General features: G+C 62.8%; 19 protein-coding genes. 6 read left to right on the top strand and 13 right to left on the bottom strand.

Annotated elements, in window-relative coordinates:
- Positions 1-90 precede the first annotated feature (90 nt).
- Positions 91-1005: a LysR family transcriptional regulator gene (locus ACRWQA_RS02640; RefSeq protein ID WP_263581312.1), complete on the top strand. Its 915-nt coding sequence runs from the start codon at positions 91-93 to the stop codon at positions 1003-1005.
- Here the strand turns inward: ACRWQA_RS02640 and ACRWQA_RS02635 are convergent.
- Positions 992-2629 (bottom strand): ATP-binding protein, encoded by a 1638-nt coding sequence (locus tag ACRWQA_RS02635; RefSeq protein ID WP_434226959.1) that lies wholly within the window; start codon positions 2627-2629, stop codon positions 992-994. The genes ACRWQA_RS02640 and ACRWQA_RS02635 overlap by 14 nt on opposite strands.
- 3 nt (positions 2630-2632) lie before the next feature.
- Complete coding sequence (locus tag ACRWQA_RS02630) at positions 2633-3346, bottom strand: winged helix-turn-helix domain-containing protein (protein ID WP_263581314.1); 714 nt, start codon at positions 3344-3346, stop codon at positions 2633-2635.
- Positions 3347-3694: 348 nt separating this feature from the next.
- Here ACRWQA_RS02630 and ACRWQA_RS02625 point away from each other — a divergent pair, with 348 nt between their 5' ends.
- The 4 genes from ACRWQA_RS02625 to ACRWQA_RS02610 all read left to right on the top strand — a co-directional run bounded on the left by ACRWQA_RS02625 (position 3695) and on the right by ACRWQA_RS02610 (position 9027).
- Positions 3695-6598 (top strand): ribonucleoside-diphosphate reductase subunit alpha, encoded by a 2904-nt coding sequence (locus ACRWQA_RS02625; protein WP_263581315.1) that lies wholly within the window; start codon positions 3695-3697, stop codon positions 6596-6598.
- Between the two features lie 57 nt (positions 6599-6655).
- On the top strand, positions 6656-7903 hold the full coding sequence (locus tag ACRWQA_RS02620; protein WP_263581316.1) for a ribonucleotide-diphosphate reductase subunit beta: 1248 nt from the start codon (positions 6656-6658) through the stop codon (positions 7901-7903).
- Between the two features lie 295 nt (positions 7904-8198).
- Positions 8199-8528 (top strand): hypothetical protein, encoded by a 330-nt coding sequence (locus tag ACRWQA_RS02615; RefSeq protein WP_263581317.1) that lies wholly within the window; start codon positions 8199-8201, stop codon positions 8526-8528.
- Positions 8529-8589: 61 nt separating this feature from the next.
- Complete coding sequence (locus ACRWQA_RS02610; protein ID WP_434226958.1) at positions 8590-9027, top strand: NUDIX hydrolase; 438 nt, start codon at positions 8590-8592, stop codon at positions 9025-9027.
- 85 nt (positions 9028-9112) lie between these two features.
- Here the strand turns inward: ACRWQA_RS02610 and ACRWQA_RS02605 are convergent, their stop codons facing one another.
- Positions 9113-10351: a cation:proton antiporter domain-containing protein gene (locus tag ACRWQA_RS02605; protein ID WP_434226957.1), complete on the bottom strand. Its 1239-nt coding sequence runs from the start codon at positions 10349-10351 to the stop codon at positions 9113-9115.
- A 152-nt stretch (positions 10352-10503) separates the two neighbouring features.
- Between ACRWQA_RS02605 and ACRWQA_RS02600 the strand changes: the two genes are divergently transcribed.
- Positions 10504-10626, top strand: a complete 123-nt coding sequence (locus ACRWQA_RS02600; RefSeq protein WP_263581320.1) for a hypothetical protein — start codon at positions 10504-10506, stop codon at positions 10624-10626.
- Positions 10627-10658: 32 nt separating this feature from the next.
- Here ACRWQA_RS02600 and ACRWQA_RS02595 read toward each other — a convergent pair whose 3' ends face one another.
- The 10 genes from ACRWQA_RS02595 to ileS all read right to left on the bottom strand — a co-directional run bounded on the left by ACRWQA_RS02595 (position 10659) and on the right by ileS (position 20308).
- Positions 10659-11822 (bottom strand): pilus assembly PilX family protein, encoded by a 1164-nt coding sequence (locus ACRWQA_RS02595; RefSeq protein ID WP_434226956.1) that lies wholly within the window; start codon positions 11820-11822, stop codon positions 10659-10661.
- A gap of 252 nt (positions 11823-12074) precedes the next feature.
- Positions 12075-13205: a pilus assembly PilX family protein gene (locus ACRWQA_RS02590; protein ID WP_434226955.1), complete on the bottom strand. Its 1131-nt coding sequence runs from the start codon at positions 13203-13205 to the stop codon at positions 12075-12077.
- A 28-nt stretch (positions 13206-13233) separates the two neighbouring features.
- Positions 13234-13809, bottom strand: a complete 576-nt coding sequence (locus tag ACRWQA_RS02585) for a PilW family protein (RefSeq protein ID WP_434226954.1) — start codon at positions 13807-13809, stop codon at positions 13234-13236.
- A gap of 14 nt (positions 13810-13823) precedes the next feature.
- Positions 13824-14231 carry a type IV pilus modification protein PilV gene (gene pilV / locus ACRWQA_RS02580; protein WP_434226953.1) on the bottom strand — a complete coding sequence of 136 codons (408 nt, stop codon included), beginning with the start codon at positions 14229-14231 and terminating at the stop codon, positions 13824-13826.
- A gap of 8 nt (positions 14232-14239) precedes the next feature.
- Positions 14240-14677, bottom strand: a complete 438-nt coding sequence (locus ACRWQA_RS02575) for a GspH/FimT family pseudopilin (RefSeq protein WP_446326246.1) — start codon at positions 14675-14677, stop codon at positions 14240-14242.
- A gap of 7 nt (positions 14678-14684) precedes the next feature.
- Positions 14685-15098, bottom strand: coding sequence for a type IV pilin protein (locus ACRWQA_RS02570; protein ID WP_434226951.1), 414 nt, complete (start codon positions 15096-15098; stop codon positions 14685-14687).
- 152 nt (positions 15099-15250) lie between these two features.
- Positions 15251-16240: a 4-hydroxy-3-methylbut-2-enyl diphosphate reductase gene (gene ispH / locus ACRWQA_RS02565; protein WP_263581326.1), complete on the bottom strand. Its 990-nt coding sequence runs from the start codon at positions 16238-16240 to the stop codon at positions 15251-15253.
- Between the two features lie 188 nt (positions 16241-16428).
- Positions 16429-16875 (bottom strand): FKBP-type peptidyl-prolyl cis-trans isomerase, encoded by a 447-nt coding sequence (gene fkpB / locus ACRWQA_RS02560; RefSeq protein WP_434226950.1) that lies wholly within the window; start codon positions 16873-16875, stop codon positions 16429-16431.
- A gap of 66 nt (positions 16876-16941) precedes the next feature.
- Positions 16942-17430 carry a signal peptidase II gene (gene lspA, locus ACRWQA_RS02555; protein ID WP_434227172.1) on the bottom strand — a complete coding sequence of 163 codons (489 nt, stop codon included), beginning with the start codon at positions 17428-17430 and terminating at the stop codon, positions 16942-16944.
- A gap of 34 nt (positions 17431-17464) precedes the next feature.
- A complete protein-coding gene (ileS, locus tag ACRWQA_RS02550; RefSeq protein ID WP_434226949.1) occupies positions 17465-20308 on the bottom strand; it encodes an isoleucine--tRNA ligase in 2844 nt (947 codons plus the stop codon).
- Between the last annotated feature and the right edge of the window lie 9 nt (positions 20309-20317).

Below are 20317 nucleotides of genomic sequence, written 5' to 3'. Positions count from 1 at the left end.
CCCTCTACGCATGAATGATGCCGTAGAGTCTCGTCGCCGCGAACTATTGAATCAAACTAAATAAATTAACCTACAACTTGAACATTTCTCATGATTGAACTTCGTCACCTGCGGACCCTGGTTGCCCTGCGCGATGCCGGCTCGCTGGTGGACGCCGCTGAACGGGTTCATCTGACCCAGTCGGCCCTGTCGCATCAGATCAAGGACCTCGAGGAGCGCGTGGGCACGGCGTTGTTCGTGCGCAAGACACGGCCGGTGGAGTTCACCCGCGCCGGTCAGCGCCTGCTGGCCCTGGCCGAACAGGCGCTGCCACTGGTACGCATGGCCGAACGTGACGTGGCCCGGCTGATCGGTCACGAACCGGGCCGCCTGCATATGGCGATCGAGTGTCACAGCTGCTTCCAGTGGCTGATGCCGACCATCGACCATTTCCGCGACCACTGGCCGGAAGTGGAGATCGACATTCCCGGCGGACATCACTTCGATCCGTTGCCGGCACTGGCCCGTGAGCAGCTCGATCTGGTGATCACCGCCGACCCCCAGTCGCTGCCGGGCGTCTACTACGAGCCGCTGTTCCGCTATCAGGGTCTGTTGGCCGTCGCCCGTCAGCATCGCCTCGCCGAACGCACCTTCGTCACGCCCGAGGACCTCACCGAGGAGACCCTGATCACCTATCCCGTCGAGCATGCGCGGCTCGACGTGTTCACTCAGTTTCTCGACCCTGCCGGTGTCCGCCCGCGTGAGATCCGCACCGCCGAACTCACGGTGATGATGATGCAACTGGTGGCCAGCGGCCGCGGGGTCTGTGCGCTGCCCAACTGGGCACTGACGGAATATCTGGAGCGCGACTACGTCAAGGCGGTAGGCCTTGGCGAAACAGGCATGTGGAGTACGCTGTACGCCGCCATCCGCGAGGAGAGCCGCGAGCAGGCGTGGATGGAGGACTTCCTGCGCACGGCCCGCGAGACCTCCTTCGCCGTGCTGGAGGGCATCAAGCCGGCTTGAGCGGCAGCTTGGCCTTGTTGGCCGTCACCCGCGGCAGCAGCAACGAGAAGCGCGCACCGCCCAATTCCTGGCTGTCGTCGACCACTACACTGCCACCGTGCCAGGCCATGATCTTCTGCACGATGGAGAGCCCCAGGCCATAGCCCCCGCTGCGCCGCGTGCGGCTGTCGTCGAGCCGCGCGAAGGGCTTGAAAATGGCCTGGCGTTCGCCGGCCGGCACGCCGGGCCCGTCGTCCTCGATATCCAGGCGTACCAGCCGAGACTCCAGCGATAGCCGCACCAGCACCTGCGATTGGGCATGGCGACAGGCATTGGCCACCAGGTTCTGCAGCGCCCGCTGCAGATAGCGCGGGTCGGCCTGCACTTCCACCTCGGGCCCCGGCGCCAGCGCCAGTCGCAGGTGCGCATGCAACGGTGCCAGGGTCTCGATGACCCGCTCCGCGACGGCGCGGCAATCGACCTGGGTGCGCTCCAGCTCGGCCCCGTTGACGATACCGCTGTCGAGCCGCGCGTAGGTCAGGATTTCGTCGATGAGCTGGTCGAGCTCCTCGATATCGCTGTCGATGCCATGCAGTTGACGATGAACGGCGGGGTCGTCGGTCATGTCCTCGACCATCTGCATGGCGAAGCGTATGCGCGCCACGGGGGTGCGCAGCTCATGGGATACCGCACGGATCATCTCCTGCTGCGAGCGCAGCAGCGACTGCACCTGGGCGGCCATGGCGTTGAAGGCCATGCCGACCCGGCCGATGAAGCCACCGGCGTCGACCTTGACCCGGGTATCGAGGCGACCGCTGGCGATTCGACCCGCGGCCAGCTCGAGCCGAGCCAGGCGCGCCTCCACACCCCGCACGATCAGATAGATGATCGCGGCCAGCACGCCGAGCATGATCACCAGCACCAGCAAGAGCAGGGAAATGGGAGTGGGCTCGAGCGCCGAAACCGGGCCGATCGATAGCCACTGGCGGGAACCGTCGGCAGCCGGCACGGCAAGATGGACTGTCAATGCCCAGTGGCCCGGCATCAGGCGGATCACCAGCTCACCGTCCCGCAGGCGGGTGAGTTGATGACTGTCGAGCCCTTCGGGAGCCAGGTCGCTGAGGCGTACCGGCAAGGCATCGCTGGTCACGCTCTCGAGGCGACGACGGCGAGCGTCACCGTCCACCTCGGCCAGCCAGTCGCCCAGCATCTGAGCCAGGCCGCGTAGCTGACGTTCATTGAGCCCGGAGAGACGCGCTTCCAGAATTCGTTCTTCACGCGGCAGACGCCGGTAGAGCCGCCAGCCCTCCTCCTCGTGCACCTTCACCAACACCTGGCCACGGTCAATCCGACGACGCTCGAACCAACCGAGCCCGGTTGCCTCCGGCTCGCGCAGAGAGAGGCGCATGTCGAGCACGTCCGACTGCTGGATCAACCAGCCGCCGCGCTCGTAGGCCGGCAGAGCCGCCACCCGCCAGGTGAGTAGTTGCAGCGGTGCTTCGGCCAGTTGCTCGCGATACTGCTCGATCCGAACTCGATCGACCAGCGCCAGCCCCATCAGGGCCAGGCCGAAAGTCAGCAGCAGTGCCAGGGCCAAGGCCAGGTAGACACGCAGGAAGGAGCCATCGGCCAGGAACCGCTGCATGGTTCAGGCATCCTTGACGAATAGATAGCCCTTGCTGCGTACCGTCTTGATCCGGTGCGGATGATTGGGGTCGTCGCCGATCTTGGGACGAATCCTCGAGACCCGGACGTCGATGGAGCGATCCTGGCCGTCGTACTTGATGCCGCGTAGATCGCTGAAGATCTCCTCTCGAGTGAGCACCCGGCCGGCATTGCTGGCCAATAGCCACAAGAGATCGAATTCGGCACTGGTGAGATCGATACGCTCTCCCTGCAACCAGGCTTCGCGGGTGGCGCTATCGATCTCCAGGTTGCCGAAGGTGAGACGGGCCTCACCGGAATTCTCGGCGTTCTCGGCTCGCCGCAGCAACGCCCGCATGCGTGCCAGCAACACCCTGGGCTGGACCGGCTTGGGCACGTAATCGTCGGCCCCCATTTCCAGCCCCAGCACCTGGTCCATGTCGTCGGTGCGGGCGGTCAACATCAGGATAGGCCCAGCATAGTCGGGCCTGGCCCGGCGACAGATCGACAATCCATCCTCTCCGGGCAGCATCAGATCGAGGATCACCAGATCCGGCTGCAACGTCAGTATCTGTTCGACACCTCGTGAACCTTCGGCCTCCACCGTGACCTTGAACCCATTGGATTCAAGGTAGTCGCGGGTGAGTTCGGCCAGGCGCACGTCATCCTCGATAATCAGCACGTGTTCCATGTCGCTGCTTTCCAGGTTGTCATCCATCCTAGTCATCCCCGTGCTGGGCTTCGTTATCACTCGGGACACCCTGTCCCGCCAAATTACAAATCAAGGATACCCGAAATAGCTCCTTTCGCCTGCCTTTCATGACATTTCGCGTCATTGCAGCCTGCCAGCGAAGCATAGCCCGGACTTGCACAACAACCCAAAGGATGCCCCCCGGCGAGTCACAGCTCACCCACAGGTTATCCACTTGAAGGAGACGAAAAAGCACACTATCTTGTGTTCTCAAAAGAGAACGACACAAGATGATGTGCATTTACCAAGCCTTCCGTCGGCTGTCAATGCCTTCGTCGCCCCTGACCTCATTCCCACGCAGAAGGGATTATCGGCATGGAACTCCAGACCCCCGACCCCACCGAGCTGTCGCTCACGGCCCCGCAAACCCTGCGCGTCATCAAGCGCAACGGCGACGTGGCGCCCTTCGACGCCGGCAAGATCGCCGTCGCCATGCGCAAGGCCTTCATTGCCGTGGAGGGCGACAACGTCAGCGCCTCCTCGCGGGTCCGCGACTTCGTGGAACAGGCTAGCCAGTCCATCGCTCGCGCCTTCCTGCGCCGCATGCCGGACGGCGGCACCGTGCACATCGAGGACATCCAGGACCAGGTGGAACTGGCGCTGATGCGCGCCGGTGAGCAGAAAGTCGCCCGCGCCTACGTGCTCTATCGCGAGGAACACGCCCGGGCCCGCGCCGCGACCGGTACCGAGATCGAGAAGCCGCACCCCACGCTCAACGTCACGCTGCCCGACGGCAGCCGTCGCCCGCTGGACCTCGGCCGCATCGAGACGCTGGTGTTCGATGCCTGCGCGGAGCTCGAGAACGTCGACCCCAACCGCATCGTCGAGGAGTCGCTGAAGAACCTCTACGACGGCGTCTCGGTGGATGGCGTCTCCCAGGCGCTGATGATGACCGCGCGCACCCTGGTGGAGAAGGAGCCGAACTACACCTACGTCACCGCCCGCCTGCTGCAGGACAATCTGCGCCGCGAAGCGCTGTCGTTCCTCGGTATCGCCGAGGAGGCCACCTTCGGTGAGATGGCCGAATTCTACAAGCCGGCGTTTCAAGCCTACGTGGCCCGCGGCATCGAGTTCGAGCAGCTTGACCCGGCGCTGGCCGAGTTCGACCTCGAGCGCCTCGGCGACGCCCTCGACCATAGCCGAGACAACGCCTTCACCTACCTGGGCCTGCAGACGCTCTACGACCGCTACTTCATCCACCGTGACGACGTCCGCTACGAACTGCCCCAGGTGATGTTCATGCGCGTGGCCATGGGCCTGGCGCTGAACGAAGACGACCGCGAGGCGCGCGCCATCGAGTTCTACGAGCTGCTCTCCAGCTTCGACTACATGGCCTCCACGCCGACGCTGTTCAACTCGGGCACCGTGCGCAGCCAGCTCTCCAGCTGCTACCTCACCACCGTGCCCGACGACCTCGACGCCATCTACAGTGCCATCCGCGACAACGCCCTGCTCTCCAAATGGGCCGGCGGCCTGGGCAACGACTGGACGCCGGTGCGCGCGCTGGGCTCCTACATCAAGGGTACCAACGGCAAGAGCCAGGGCGTGGTGCCGTTCCTCAAGGTGGTCAACGACACCGCCGTGGCGGTGAACCAGGGCGGCAAGCGCAAGGGGGCGGTGTGCGCCTACCTCGAGACCTGGCACCTGGACGTCGAAGAGTTCCTGGAGCTGCGCAAGAATACCGGCGACGACCGCCGACGCACCCACGACATGAACACCGCCAACTGGGTGCCCGACCTGTTCATGAAGCGGGTGTTCGACGACAAGGAGTGGACGCTGTTCTCGCCCGCCACCTGCCCGGACCTGCATGACCTCTATGGCGCCGCCTTCGAGAAGCGCTATGAAGAGTACGAGGCGATGACCCGCTCGGGGCAGCTCAAGCTGTTCAAGCGCGTTCGCGCCAAGGACCTGTGGCGCAAGATGCTCTCGATGCTGTTCGAGACCGGCCACCCGTGGATCACCTTCAAGGATCCGTGCAACCTGCGAAGCCCCCAGCAGCACGCCGGGGTGGTGCACTCCTCCAACCTGTGCACCGAGATCACGCTGAACACCAGCGCCGACGAGATCGCGGTGTGCAACCTGGGCTCGGTCAACCTGGCCCAGCATGTGGTCGACGGCAAGCTCGACGACGACAAGCTGAAGAAGACTGTACGCACCGCCGTGCGCATGCTCGACAACGTCATCGACATCAACTACTACGCGGTGCCCCAGGCCAGGAACTCCAATTTCAAGCATCGCCCGGTGGGACTCGGCATCATGGGCTTCCAGGACGCCCTCTACGCCCAGGACATCGCCTACGCCTCCGAGGAAGCGGTGGCGTTCGCCGACCACTCCATGGAGCTTGTCAGCTATCACGCCATCGAGGCCTCATCGGACCTCGCCGCCGAGCGAGGCCGTTACGAAAGCTTCGAGGGCTCGCTGTGGAGTCAGGGCATCCTGCCCATCGACTCCATCGAGAAGCTGGTGACGGAGCGCGGCGAGAAGTACATCGAAGTCGATACCAGTGCCACCCAGGACTGGCAGCGTATCCGCCGGAAGATCGCCGAACAGGGCATGCGCAACTCCAACGTGATGGCGATCGCCCCCACCGCGACGATCTCCAACATCTGCGGCGTATCGCAGTCGATCGAGCCCACGTACCAGAACCTCTACGTGAAATCGAACCTCTCCGGCGAGTTCACGGTGGTCAACGCCTATCTGGTCCACGACCTCAAGGCACGCGGCCTGTGGGACGAGGTGATGATCAACGACCTGAAGTACTACGACGGCAGCGTGCAACCCATCGAGCGGGTACCGGAAGATCTCAGGGCCAAGTACGCCACCGCCTTCGAGATGGAGCCGAAGTGGCTGGTGGAGGCCGCCGCACGGCGCCAGAAATGGATCGACCAGGCCCAGTCGCTGAACCTCTACATCAAGGGCGTCTCTGGCAAGAAGCTCGACGTGACCTACCGCATGGCGTGGTTCCGCGGCCTCAAGACCACCTACTACCTGCGCGCCCTGGGCGCCACCTCGGTGGAGAAATCCACCGTGAGCCGCGGCACGCTCAATGCGGTAAGCAATCAGTCGCCTTCCACCGCGCCGGAGCCCTCCGCGACTCCGCCCACAGCGCAGAGAGCACCGCGCGGCGTGGAGGATTTCCTCACCGGCAAGGCGGGCAGCGGCTCGCGTGCGCCAAGCGCAAGTGACATCGACGACCTGGGCTGCGAGGCCTGCCAGTAATCCTCACCGGAGGCGGCAACGCCGCCTCCCGCTCCACCGAACGTGAAGGAAGTGGAAATGCTGAACTGGGACGAATTCAACGAAGAAGAGGTTTCCGTCGCCGAGCAGCCGGCCAAGGCCGCGCCGGCACCTGCCGCCAAGCCGCAGCCCGCGGCGACCCCGAGCGATGAGGTGAAGGAAAGCAGCGGCAGCTACCAGGTGGCCGACAGCGACCGTCTGGCGCGGGCCCGCAAGTCGCTGGAGGAGCTCGACGTGGCCGCCGGCCTCGAGGAACTCGAGATGGGTGCGGCGCGCATCGAGGTCGACGACAAGCAGATGATCAACGCTCGCGCCGACCTCAACCAGCTGGTGCCCTTCAAGTACGAGTGGGCCTGGCAGAAGTACCTGGACGGCAGCGCCAACCACTGGATGCCCCAGGAAGTGAACATGAACGCCGACATCGCGCTGTGGAAGAGCCAGGATGGCCTGACCGCGGACGAGCGTCGCATCGTCGAGCGCAGCCTGGGCTACTTCTCCACTGCCGACTCGCTGGTGGCCAACAACCTGGTGCTGGCCCTCTATCGCCTGATCACCAACCCCGAGTGCCGCCAGTACCTGCTGCGCCAGGCCTTCGAGGAGGCGATTCATACCCACGCCTACCAGTACTGCGTGGAGTCGCTGGGCATGGATGAGGGCGAGGTCTTCAACATGTACCGCGAGGTGCCGTCGGTGGCCGCCAAGTCGGCCTGGAGCCTCAAGCACACCCAGTCGCTGGCGCGTCCCGACTTCAATACCGGCACCCCCGAGACCGACCAGGAACTGCTGCGTAACCTGGTGGCCTTCTACTGCGTCACCGAGGGCATCTTCTTCTACTGCGGCTTCAGCCAGATCCTCTCCATGGGTCGGCGCAACAAGATGACCGGTGTGGCCGAACAGTTCCAGTACATCCTGCGCGACGAGTCGATGCACCTGAACTTCGGTGTCGACATGATCAACCAGATCAAGATCGAGAACCCGCACCTGTGGACGCCCGAGTTCCAGGACGAGGTCACCCAGATGATCCTCGAGGGCACCGAGCTCGAAATCGCCTACGCCCGCGACACCATGCCCCGCGGCGTGCTGGGCATGAACGCCGCGATCATGGAGGAGTACCTGCACTTCATCTGCAACCGCCGCCTGGCCCAGATCGGCCTCAAGGAGCAGTTCCCCGGGGCGCAGAACCCCTTCCCGTGGATGAGCGAGATCATCGACCTGCGCAAGGAGAAGAACTTCTTCGAGACCCGCGTCACCGAGTACCAGGTGGGCGGCGCGCTCAGTTGGGATTGATCCTGGACCACAAGCCTCACCCAGCGTTGGGTGGGGCACCTACCAAGCAGGAAAAGGAGCCGAAGGCCTTCATGTAGTATCCCGGTAGCCAACCAAGAGGTGTGTCATGTCCAGAAAAAGCGTTTCCGTCAAGCCACATCGTCGCTCAACCCCTTCCCAACCCGCCAGGTCCTCCCCCAAGCCTGGGCCAAAGACGGTAACCGTCAAGCCTCATCGCCGCTCGCCGCCGAAATGATTACCGCCCACTCGACAACTTGGCTGCGACCTTCAACGATTTCGAAGTGAGGTAAACGTCATGGGAAGTCTCTACGCAAACGACAACGCTCGACTCAGCACGGCACACACCCCTCGGGATTCTCAGGCGTGGCAGCACGCCCTGGATCTTGCCCTGGCCGCCCATAACAGCGAAGACGCCCTGGCCCGCTATCCGCATGTGGCCTTCGCCTTCCCTTCGTCCGCGCCCAACCCCTACAGCCGCGAATACCCGCTGCTCGACTATCGAGAGCTCAAGGAGTGGGCGAGCTCGCGGGGCTGGCGGGTCCGCCCCGCTCCCGAGCGCGCCCCGGCGGGCGAGAAGTACAGCCCCCCGGTACGCTTCACGCGCTTGCCGTCTCGCTACCATTGAAACTGATTGCCGCATGCTCCCAAGATAGCGGGCAGGCGGTTCACGGACAGGGACCGAACTCATGAGCCAAGCTCGGCTGACCACCTTGCGCATCGCCGCGGCAGTGATCCTCGATAGCGAGGGACGCCTGCTGCTTGTGCGCAAGCGTGGCACCGAACGCTTCATGCAAGCCGGCGGCAAGCTAGAACCTGGCGAACCCGCAGAGGCCGCGCTGCGTCGAGAGCTGCACGAAGAACTCAGCCAAGCACCGAGCGCCCTGCGTCTGCTTGGCGAATTCACTGCTCCGGCCGCCAACGAGCCCGGCTGTCAGGTCCATGCCTGGCTGTTCCTGGCCAAGCTGCCGTCACACTCGTTGTTGGCCGCCGCGGAGATCGCCGAGCTCCGCTGGGTAACGCCCGATGAGGCACGTGAGCTTCCTCTGGCGGCACTGACGCGCGAGCACGTGCTACCGCTGGCGGTTCGACTGAGCCAACAGCTCATGGCTAGCCAAGAGCACTGACGAAATGGAACGTCTGGGAGGCAGTTGAACTCGAGCAGGCTCGCGAGCGATGCCATCAAATGCTGCTGGATGAGGATGGCTAGAACTAGTGTCGCTCCCGGCGCCGTCGCTGCCAACGCCCATAGCAGTTGGCGAAAGGTGTCGCGGTAATCCCGTGTACAGTCATCGAGGCCAGCACGATCAGAGTGCCGACCGTCCAGGCCAGATCGTAACCGCTGCGGCTCGACACCAGCGTGGCGTAGTAGAGCGCCGACACACCGATCGGGCCGAACCAGCCCATGATCAGGGTGATTGGCCAGTTACGCATCGCTGGCAGCCAGGGCCGCAGCAGCAGGATGACCGGCAGGCGGCGAAACAGCAGCACGAGCAGGGCCAATAGCGCTCCTTGCAGACCCAGCGCCTGCCACTCGGACCAAGGGGCAATCAGGCCGAACAGGACGAAAACTGGCATCGTCAGCAGAATATTGACCGCCTCCTGGACGTTATCTTCCTCGCTACGCTCCTTGCCGCCCACTTCTTGATCAAAGGCCAGGCCAGCAGCGAAGACACCCAGGATGCTGTTGGTTCCCAACAGTTGGCCCAAGCCTAGCACCAGGATAGTGAGTGCCAGGGTGATGGAAAGAAAAGAAGGCTGATCGAGAAAGCCACGCTCTTCAGACCACTGCAAGGCTCGCCCTGCCGCCCAGCCAAGCGCGATCCCGGTGAGCACACCCCCGCCGATCTCCCACAGCCAGACCCTGCCGAACCAGTCGAGCCAGGCATCTCCGGCAGGCAGGGACAACAGCAAGATCGGCAGCAGGACGAAGGGATAGGCCAGGCCATCGTTGGCGCCGGACTCGCTGGAAAGCAGGTGACGATAGCTGTCGGGGAGATTCTCCTTTGCCACCCCGCCGGTGACGATGGAAGACGCCACCACCGGGTCGGTGGCGCAGACGGTGCCGCCGACCAGCAGTGTCAACAACAAGGGCAGGCCCATGACCCAGTGAGTCAGCAGCGAGCTGATCAGGAACATGGCCGGCATGGCGATGCCCAGCAGCACCAGCAGCGAGCGCCAGTGCACGAAGGGATAACTGGGCGGAAGACGCAGCGCAATGCCCATCAAGCTGATGCCAAGCGTCAGCCGCGCCGTCTCCTCGAGCATTCGCTTGGCATTGCCCCACTCCATCGGGTCAAGTGCGCTCAGGCCATGGGGCCCCAGCGCCACACCGATCAGGAAGGCGAACAGCGGAGTAGAGAGCCAGGAGCGATCCAGCGGGCTCGACAACAAACCCACGAATAACACCAGGCCACCCACGACCGTGAGCGCCAAGTTCAATTGCCCCATCCCGGCTCCTTCCGCTCTGTACCATCCCTCTACCTACACTAGGCAATCCGGCGCTAGGCGTAAAACCAAGCGTTGCCCGCTGGAACGGGATTGCACGGCGCGTCACCCCTGACGTAGAGTGGATCAAGGTCTTAACGGACAAGGAGTCGAGCATGTCGAACGGCAAGTCCCGCAGCGTCATCAAACGCATCTACGTTCCCACCCACGTACGCGAGCTTCCCAGCGGAGAACGTGTCACCGTGCCCGGCCACTATCGCAAGCCTTCCGAGTCATGATGATTCCCGGCTCTCCGATGTCGGGAACCCAGCTAACGCCATGAAACGATGCGCGGCTCAGCCTCGATATAGGCATCACGGTTGGTCACGTTATTGATGCTGGTGAAGTCGATGCCGCCGCTGCTCTGGATGTAATTCCCCGCCACGATAGAACCGTAAAGCCGAGATGTACCGCTCTGGCTGACATACCCACCGGCCCAGAAGACACCATAATTGTCCGTCCTGCCGGAGAAGGAGATGTTGCGGCCCGCCACGACGAAAAGGCCGATTTCGGCATTGACTGGGCTCGAGGTCGTCGTGGAGCCGCTCATGGACACGTCCTGCGTGGCCACCAGGGTGATCTGCTTGCCCTCCACGCTACCGCTCCCCACCGATAAGCTCCCTTCGCAGTACACCGTATCACCATGGCGCAGCGAGTTGAGGTTGACGCTGCAGCTGCGAATGACACCCGACCGGTTGCGATACTCATCGAAAACATCCGGGTCATAGCGCTTGTAGCAATGAGGAGGGGGCGTTGCGCGGGTGCACTGGGATACGTCCTCGCCGGCTGGACGCTCACCAGGCAAAGGAACATCGACCATGCGGTCGGCCCCGGACGTGATGTAGGCTCTCTGGCTTTCCGGCACGCTGATATCGACGATGCTGTTGGCATGCACCACGCTGGGATTGATACTGCCGTCCGCATAGCGTGCCGGGGTCAACGTGGAATTGCCCGTGACATTGATATGTCCCGCGCTCAGCAACCCCCGAGTGAAGGCGGGATCGGGAATCTCACGAAATTCGACTCTCGCGACCACCGGCAGGCTGCTTGCCATCGCCTGGTTGTCGCTGGCGATCGCCCCCATGGCGACGATGTAGTACTGTCCGCCGACCCTCACATAACGAAAGGGGCAGCGCAGGTTGCCGCGACAGGGCCCGGCACGACTCCCGGGGTAGAACGCCTCCCAGTCCTGAGACTCCAGCGCCTCGAGGGATGCGGCGGGCACGAAGTCAGCCGAGGTGAGGTGCTCGCCCCCTTCGCCCCAGGCGTAGGAAATGGCTTGCTCGGCCCCCATCTGTGCCTCGGTCGACGCACGATAATTGCCGGCAAGACGCTCATCGACCAAGGCGGACTGGAAGCCCGACAGCCCCAGCATCAAGGTGATGGATAGCAAGGACAAAACGACAATGAGCGCGGCACCGTGCTGCTGGTGCATGGATGCCCTCCCTGGACGAGTATTTGCTGCATTGGCCGCCGGGGGGCTGCTGCCCGCCTCAGTGCAATGCTCCTTTGTTCTTTCAGGGTAGAGCAAACGAAAGAATATGCGAAAAGACAGGCGCCCCCGGACCTAGTCGGTTCGATTCAAAATGAGGGGAGGGACGAGCACTCGGATTTATGCCTGACTTAGATCAGCCTGCAACCCGAGTGACCAGGCGTTTTCGCAGACCAAACGGCAAGACATTCCCTCTCAGTACCAAGCGACGATCTTCGGCTCGGCAGGTACGAAAGTATCCGGATTGGTTACGTTATCGATGCTGATGAAGTCTATACCGCCATTGCTGCGAATATAGGTGCCCGCCACGATTGCGCCATACAGGCTCGAATTGCCGTTCTGACGCACATATCCACCGGCCCAGAACACGCCATAATTATCCGTGTTGCCATTGAATTCGATATCCTGGCCGGCGATGACGAAAAGGCCGATCTCGCTCTCGCTGCCGCCGCTTGAAGTAGCCCCGTTCATCGTGACGTTACCGGTCGACACCAGAGTCACTCTTTTACTGCCTATATTTCCACCGGACACCACAAGGTCATTATCACAAAACACCGTATCGCCGTCGTTCAGCGCGTCGACGTCGATACTACAGGTATTGATGACGCCTTCCCTGTTCTCGTACTCGTCAAACACGTTGGGGTCATAGCTCTTGTAGCAGTAAGGTGCAGGATTTTCGTCGCAGGCACTCATGTCCTCGCCTTCGGGCCTGGTCCCAGGCAAAGGAACCTCGATCATCTGGTCGCTACCATCGGTCACTGTCGCTTCCGAACCGTTTCGCAAAGTAATGTCGACGGTACCGTTTGAGTGGACGTTACCCATGACGGTGGACTGACCCGTGACCAGGATATAGTCGGCGCTGAGCAGCCCCTTGGTAAAGGCAGGATTCGGCCCCGGAGTGAACTCGACGCGAGCGAAGACCGGCTGGCTCAGGGCCGCCAGAGTGCCCGCACTGACCACGGCCCCCATGCCAGCAATGAAATATTCGCCCCCATCCTGGAGCAAATAATAGTGACAGGCGATATTGCCGCTACAGACGTTGGCGGAGATATCACTCAAGGCAATGAACTCCGTCCAACTGTAGGCTTCCACTTCAGCGAGGGTCCGCGTGGCATCGAAATCGCTGACGCTCACTCCGCTGCCACTCACGCCCCAGCCGGCCGAGATGGCCCTTTCCGCACCCATCTGGGCTTCGGCCGAAGCCTTGTAGTTACCCGCCAAGCGTTCATCAATCTGCGACGACTGCATGCCGGAAAGTCCCAGCATCAGTGACATGGCCAGCATGGAGAGAACGACGACAAGCGCTGCACCTCGCTGTTGCTTCATGCTCCCTCCCATGCCCATCAGGGCAAGATCAATTGACGGCCTGGTTTCGGTTGACGGCACGGAACTCGAAATCATCCGTCACGCTGCCATCCCGATTCGCCATCAGCGAGAAGTTGACTAGCCAGATACCATTTGAAGCATCAGTTGCACTGAATCCATTGGCCACAAAGGAGGTCACCAGCGGCTCAAAATCGGAGCCACTAGGCGTATCGTTGCACTCCTGTCCCATATTCAGAGACCAACCTTCGCTGGCGCTCAATGCCGAACTACTCAGACGATAGACACGAACGACCCTCACACCCGGGCCGCAACCGCTCATGTCTCCATTGTTCGGAAACTCGACCGTCAATTCATCATTTGTGGCATCGTAGTCAATGTTATTGGCCCGCCGAATATCGCGTATCAGCGTCTCCGTGGCAAAGGTCAGCGCCGCCTGCTTGTTGCCCAGCAGCTCGATCTGACGGAACGTCTGGAATCCCATGAGAAATAGCTGACCGGCACCGAGAATGATGACCAGACCGATCACCAACGCCACCATCAGCTCGATCAGAGTGAAGCCTGACTGCTGATGAGGGACATGATGCGGTGAGCCTGCAATGGTCATTGTGCGCGCTCCCCTTATGGATCCAGGTCGGGCAACCGGAACTGGTAAACGAACCCCACCCCGGTTTCACCCGCGCCATAGCGATCCTCTTGCCAGCGTACGGTTACGCTATAGTCACAGTCCGTACCGCCGATATCGCTTCCCGTATCGAAAAGAAGGGTGCCGAACCAGTTCCCCAGCCAGCCATTTTCGACCGCATTCGCAGCCGGGCACGCTTTGTTGGGATCCGCTGAAAGCGCGGCCCACGCCCTCTCCTGCGCATCGATCGCCGCCAGGCTGACCACCGCGCGCTGATAGCCCATATGGGCGCTCTGCAGCGCCCTGAGCTGCATGGCCGCTACACCGAGCAGGCCGATGGAGAGCACCAGCACGGCGATCAGCGCTTCGATTAGCGTAAAACCTGACTGAGCGTGGCGTCTCATTTCGCTCCTCAACTCGTCGGCTTGCCGATACGGCCAGTGGTACTCACGCGCAGGTCGATGTCTCCGGCAGCACTGTGATCGACCGTGATGTCACAGCCTGACGTGCAGTTCGCGCGACGCCCCAGCGCATTGAAGGTGATATTCGTATTGGTGATACTGACCTGGCCGCCGCCGCGTGCAGAGCGAATCGCAATGTCGTTATTGTCGGCCGTAGTGATCCTGTATTCCCAGGGGCTGGCTTGTGTCACCCGGAATGTCACGTTCTCGCGCCGCTTGATGGCCTCACTGCGGGCCTGGTTCAGACCGGACAGTATCAGGTTGTAGTCACCCGCGAGCTGGTTTCTGGCCATCATGCCCTGAAAGCCCGGTACGGCAATGGTGGCAACGATCGTCATCACGGCGATCGTGACCAACAACTCGATGAGGGTGAAACCAGCGCTTTTCATCGATACGTTACCAGCAGGCCGCAGGGCTTCTGACACCTTGATGATTCAGGGTCATGTTCCCGGAACATCCGTCCGGGCCACGACCGGCTCTCAATGCAGCAGTGAGGGTGTAAGTCGCAGCAGCACTCGTCACGGTGATTGTGTAGTTTCCATCAGGAGAGGGCGAAGCCACGCTGCATCCCGCATAGGAGTTGTTGACCGTATAGCAACGCTCGAGCTGACCGGCTGCCTCCATGAGCCCGGCATGGGCATCGGTGCGTGTCGCCCGCTCCACATAGCCGCGATAACTCGGTATGGCAATAGACGCCAGTATCGCGATCACGGCCACGGCGATCATCAGTTCGATCAGCGTAAAGCCATGGGCGCGCCGGGGCGTGCCATACCGGGACCAGCGATGAGCCGGGCAAGCGTAGGTCGTCACTCGGCGCTCCTCCGCTGATTGGTTACACTTGGTTTCAGTATGTATCATGACAACCAACCCTGCTAGATACGTCATGAAAAAAGCCGGGGCAGGCCCGGCTTGATATTCTCACACAGCATGAGAAGTCTCATACCTTCAGGTGGTATCGTTCTTCATACCTTTTCTGAGGATAGCGAATCGCTGGCGATCACGCGTTCACGCAGCTCGCGGGGCATGGAAAAGGTGATGGTCTCCTCGCGGCCGGCCAGTTCCTCCGGCGCCTGAGCGCCCAATCCCTGGAGCCGTTCGATCACCCCCTTGACCAGCACCTCCGGCGCGCTCGCCCCTGCGGTGATACCGACGGCAGATACATCCTTGAGCCACACCGGATCGATCTGGCTGGCGTCGTCGATCAGGTAGGCCGGTGTGCCGACCCGCTCGGCCAGCTCCCGTAGCCGGTTGGAATTCGAGCTGTTGGGGCTACCCACTACCAACAGCAGGTCGCAGTCGGCAGCCAGCTCGCGCACCGCATCCTGACGGTTCTGGGTGGCATAGCAGATGTCGTCCTTGCGTGGCCCCTCGATCTCGGGAAACTTCACGCGCAGGGCATCGATCACCCGGGCAGTGTCATCCATGGAGAGCGTGGTCTGGGTGACGAAGGCAAGCCGGGTCGGGTCGTTCACCGCCAGACGCTCGACGTCAGCCTCGTCCTCGACCAGGTAGATGGCGCCGCCGTGGGTTACGTCGTAGCGCCCCATGGTGCCCTCCACCTCCGGATGGCCGGCATGGCCGATGAGGATGCACTCCTGTCCACGCCTGGCGTAGCGAAGTACTTCCAAATGCACCTTGGTCACCAGCGGGCAGGTGGCGTCGAAGACCTTGAGACCGCGCCGCTCGGCGTCCTCCTGCACAGCCCGTGAGACGCCATGGGCGGAGAAGATCACGATGACATCATCGGGCACCTCGTCGAGCTCCTCGACGAAGACAGCTCCACGGCTGCGCAGCGTGTCGACCACGAAGCGGTTGTGAACGACTTCATGACGCACGTAGATGGGTGGCCCGAAGACGTCCAGTGCACGGTTGACGATCTCGATGGCACGATCGACACCGGCACAGAAGCCGCGGGGATTGGCCAGCCTGATTCGCACGGAGTTAGCTTGCATGGTTACGTCGCCTTGATGCGTCAGGGCATCCGATAATGGTATTTCAAGTCAGGGCTGTCGCGGCGGCAGTTCTCTGCGAAGGCGCTGTGACCCCATCCCTAGGCGCTACTTTTGCCTTCCCTGGCAAAAGACCTCCGCTACGACCCGCCCCCGACTCCCTTCTGACAGTCGATCATCGTGCTAACCGCTCAGTGTGTCTGCGCGGGCCGGACGTCGATCACTTCCACCTCGAAGGTCAGGGTACGCCCGGCAAGCGGATGGTTGAAGTCCACTTCCACCTGGCGCTCACCAACGGCGGAGATCACCCCAGGCAATTCGCCGCCAGCGGGATCGGAGAAGGACATCACCGTGCCCACCTCGGGCTCAATCTCCTCGAAATCGTCGCGGCTCAGCATCTGCACGTTCTGCGGATTGTGCTGGCCGAAACCGTGCTCAGGCGTGATCTCGAAGCTGCCGCTTTCACCGCCCGTCATGCCCTTCAGAGGGTGCTCGAAGCCGGGCGGCAGGTTGCCGTCACCCACCTGAAAGGTAGCGGGCTGCTTTTCCCGGGTGGAGTCGACTATGGTGCCGTCCTCCAGCTTGAGGGTGAAGTGCAGGGTCACTTCCATGCCCTCGTCGATGCGATATTCGCTCATGTCGCTCTCGCTTGATCGGCTCTTGCGCTCGTTAGGTCGGTATCTGCCAGCAGCATAGCAGGCGTGTCAGCCGCGCCGCCGCGCCTGCTTGCGGCCTTCGAAGATGGATTCCCAGATCAGGCCGACGGCCCCCAGCGTGATGCCGATATCGGCCACGTTGAAGGCCGGGTAGTACCAGCCGGCGACATGGAAGGAAAAGAAGTCGACCACGTAGCCATGTACCAGGCGGTCATAGAGATTGCCCAGCGCCCCGCCGATGACCAGTGCCAGCGAGACGGCGAGCAGCTTTTCGTCGGCCTTGAGCCGGCTCATCCAGATGCTGAGGCCTACCGTCGCGCCAACGGCGATCAGAGCGAAGAACCAGCGCTGCCAACCGGGATGTCCGGCAAGGAAGCTGAACGCCGCGCCGGTATTGTGCAGCAATGTCAGGTTGAAGAACGGCAGCACTTCCACCGGCTGGCCGTAGCTCAGCACGCTCGACATCAGCGCCTTGGTGCCAAGGTCCAGCAGCATTACGGCGACGGCCAGCCACAGCCAGCGCAGCGGCTTGTGCATCGGCGGCACCGAAGCGCCACCGCCTTGTTCCTTGTCACGCATAGTGGCGAGTCTCACCGGCGCCTTCCGGCAGGTTGCTGATGCAGCGACCGCACAGGTCGGGGTGATCGGCGTGGCTACCTACATCCTCGCGATGGTGCCAGCAGCGCTCGCATTTCTGGTGGGGGCTGGCCGCGACGGCAACCTTCAGGCCCGCCAGCTCGGTGGCCTCGGCATCATCTGCGTTCTGCCCCTCGGCCAGGGGTGCCAGGCGCACCTCGCTGGTCAACATCACGAAGCGCAGCTCCTCGCCCAGCTTGGCCAGGATGGCATTGAGCTTGTCATCGACATAGAGCGTCACTTCCGCGGCCAGGCTACCCTTGATGGTCTTGGCGTTGCGGGCGTCCTCCAGGCACTTGTTGACCGCCTGCTTGACCTCGAGCACCTGCTCCCAGAATTCGCGGCCCATCTCGGCATCCGAGGCCAGGGTGGCGAGGCCTGGGTAGTAGCTCTCGAGCAGCACACTGTCGCGGCGATCGCCGGGGATGTGCTCGTAGATCTCCTCGGCGGTGAAGCTGAGAATCGGTGCCACCCAGCGCGAGAGCGCCTCGACCACGTGATAGAGCGCGGTCTGGCAGCTGCGCCGGGCCAGGGAGTCGGCCTGGGTGGTGTACTGGCGGTCCTTGATCACGTCGAGGTAGAAGCCGCCGAGCTCACGCGAGCAGAAGGTATGTACCTGCTGGTAGACGTCGAGGAAGCGGTACTCCTCATAGGCCTTCTCGATGCGCGCCTGGAGCTGGGCGGCGCGATCCACCACCCACTGGTCCAGCGCCAGCATGTCGCCGAAGGCCACCGCATCGCGCTCAGGGTCGAAGCCGTTGAGGTTGCTGAGCAGGAAGCGCGAGGTATTGCGAATGCGCCGGTAGACGTCGGCGGTACGCTTGAGGATCTCGTCGGAGACCGCCATCTCGCCCGAATAGTCGGTGGAGGCGACCCACAGGCGCAGGATGTCGGCACCCAGCTTGTCCATCACCTCCTGGGGCGCCACCACGTTACCCATCGACTTGGACATCTTGCGGCCCTGAGCGTCGACGGTGAAGCCGTGGGTGAGCAGGCCGCGATACGGCGGGTGGCCGTCGATGGCGCAGCCGGTCAGCAGCGACGAGTGGAACCAGCCGCGGTGCTGGTCGGAACCCTCCAGGTAGAGATCGGCGCGTGGGCCGCTCTCGTGACCGTGAGGATGCGAGCCGCGCAGCACGTGGCGGTGGGTAGTGCCGGAGTCGAACCACACGTCGAGGGTGTCGGTGACCTTGTCGTAATCCGCCGCCTCGTCGCCCAGCAGCTCGGCCGGGTCGAGGCGGAACCAGGCATCGATGCCATCGCGCTCGACACGCTTGGCGGCCTCTTCCATCAGTTCCACGGTACGCGGATGCAGCTCACCGCTGGCCTTGTGCAGGAAGAACGGGATCGGTACCCCCCAGTTGCGCTGGCGCGAGATGCACCAGTCGGGACGGTTGGCGATCATTGCGTGCAGCCGCGCCTGCCCCCAGGCCGGAGTGAAGTGGGTGGCCTGGATGCCCTCGAGCGCCCGCTCGCGCAGGGTGCGCCCTTCCTTGTCCTTGATATCCATGCCCACGAACCACTGCGCCGTGGCGCGGTAGATCACCGGCGTCTTGTGGCGCCAGCAGTGCATGTAGCTATGGGTGATCACCTTGTGCGCCAGCAGCGCATCGACCTCGCGCAGCTTGTCGACGATCTGCGGATTGGCCTTCCAGATCATCTGACCGCCGAAGAACGGTAGGTCGTCGGCATAGACGCCGTTGCCCTGCACCGGGCTCTTGATCTCCTCGAAGGCCATGCCGTGAGCACGGCAGGTGACGAAGTCGTCGACGCCATAGGCCGGGGCGGAGTGAACGATACCGGTGCTGCCCACCTCGGACTCGACGTAGTCGGCGAGATAGACCGGCGAGATGCGGTCGTAGAAAGGGTGGCGGAACTCGATCAGGTCGAGCGCCTCACCCTTGGCGGTGGCGATCACCTTGCCCTGGAGCTCGTAGCGCTCCAGGCACGACTCGACCAGTTCCTCGGCCAGCACCAGCAGGCGGCTACCGGTATCCACCAGCGCGTAGGTGAACTCAGGATGCACGTTGAGTGCCTGGTTGGCCGGAATGGTCCAGGGCGTGGTGGTCCAGATCACGATGGCGGCGGGCTTGGGCAACGTCGCCAGCCCGAAGGCGGCTGCCAGCTTGGCTTCGTCGGCAGCCGGGAAGGCCACATCGATGGCATCGGACTTCTTGTCCTGGTACTCCACCTCGGCCTCGGCCAGCGCCGAACCACAGTCGAAGCACCAGTTGACCGGCTTGAGTCCCTTGAAGACGTAACCCGCCGCGACCATGTCGGCCAGCGCGCGGATCTCGCCCGCCTCGTTGGCGTAGTCCATCGAGCGGTAGGGGTTGTCCCAGTCGCCGATCACACCCAGGCGCACGAAATCGGCGAGCTGGGTCTGAATCTGCGCCGCGGCGTACTCGCGGCACAGCCCTCGCGCCTGCTCGGGCTCGAGGTGCTTGCCGTGAGTAGTCTCCACCTTGTGCTCGATGGGCAGGCCGTGGCAGTCCCAGCCGGGCACGTAGGGCGCATCGAAGCCGGCCAGGTTCTTCGACTTGACGATGATGTCCTTGAGGATCTTGTTGACGGCATGACCGATGTGAATGCTGCCGTTGGCGTAGGGAGGGCCGTCGTGAAGCACGAAGGTCTCGCGGCCGCGGCGCTCCTCACGCAGGCGCTGGTAGAGCTTCATGTCCTGCCACTGTGCCACCCGGCCGGGCTCACGCTGGGGCAGGTTACCGCGCATGGGGAAGTCGGTTTCGGGCAGGTTCAGTGTGTGCTTGTAGTCGCTCATATCCTGGGA

The sequence above is a fragment of the Billgrantia sp. C5P2 genome, assembly GCF_051062895.2.
Note: the sequence above shows the minus strand (reverse complement) of the source record. Positions and strands in the feature narration are given on the sequence as shown.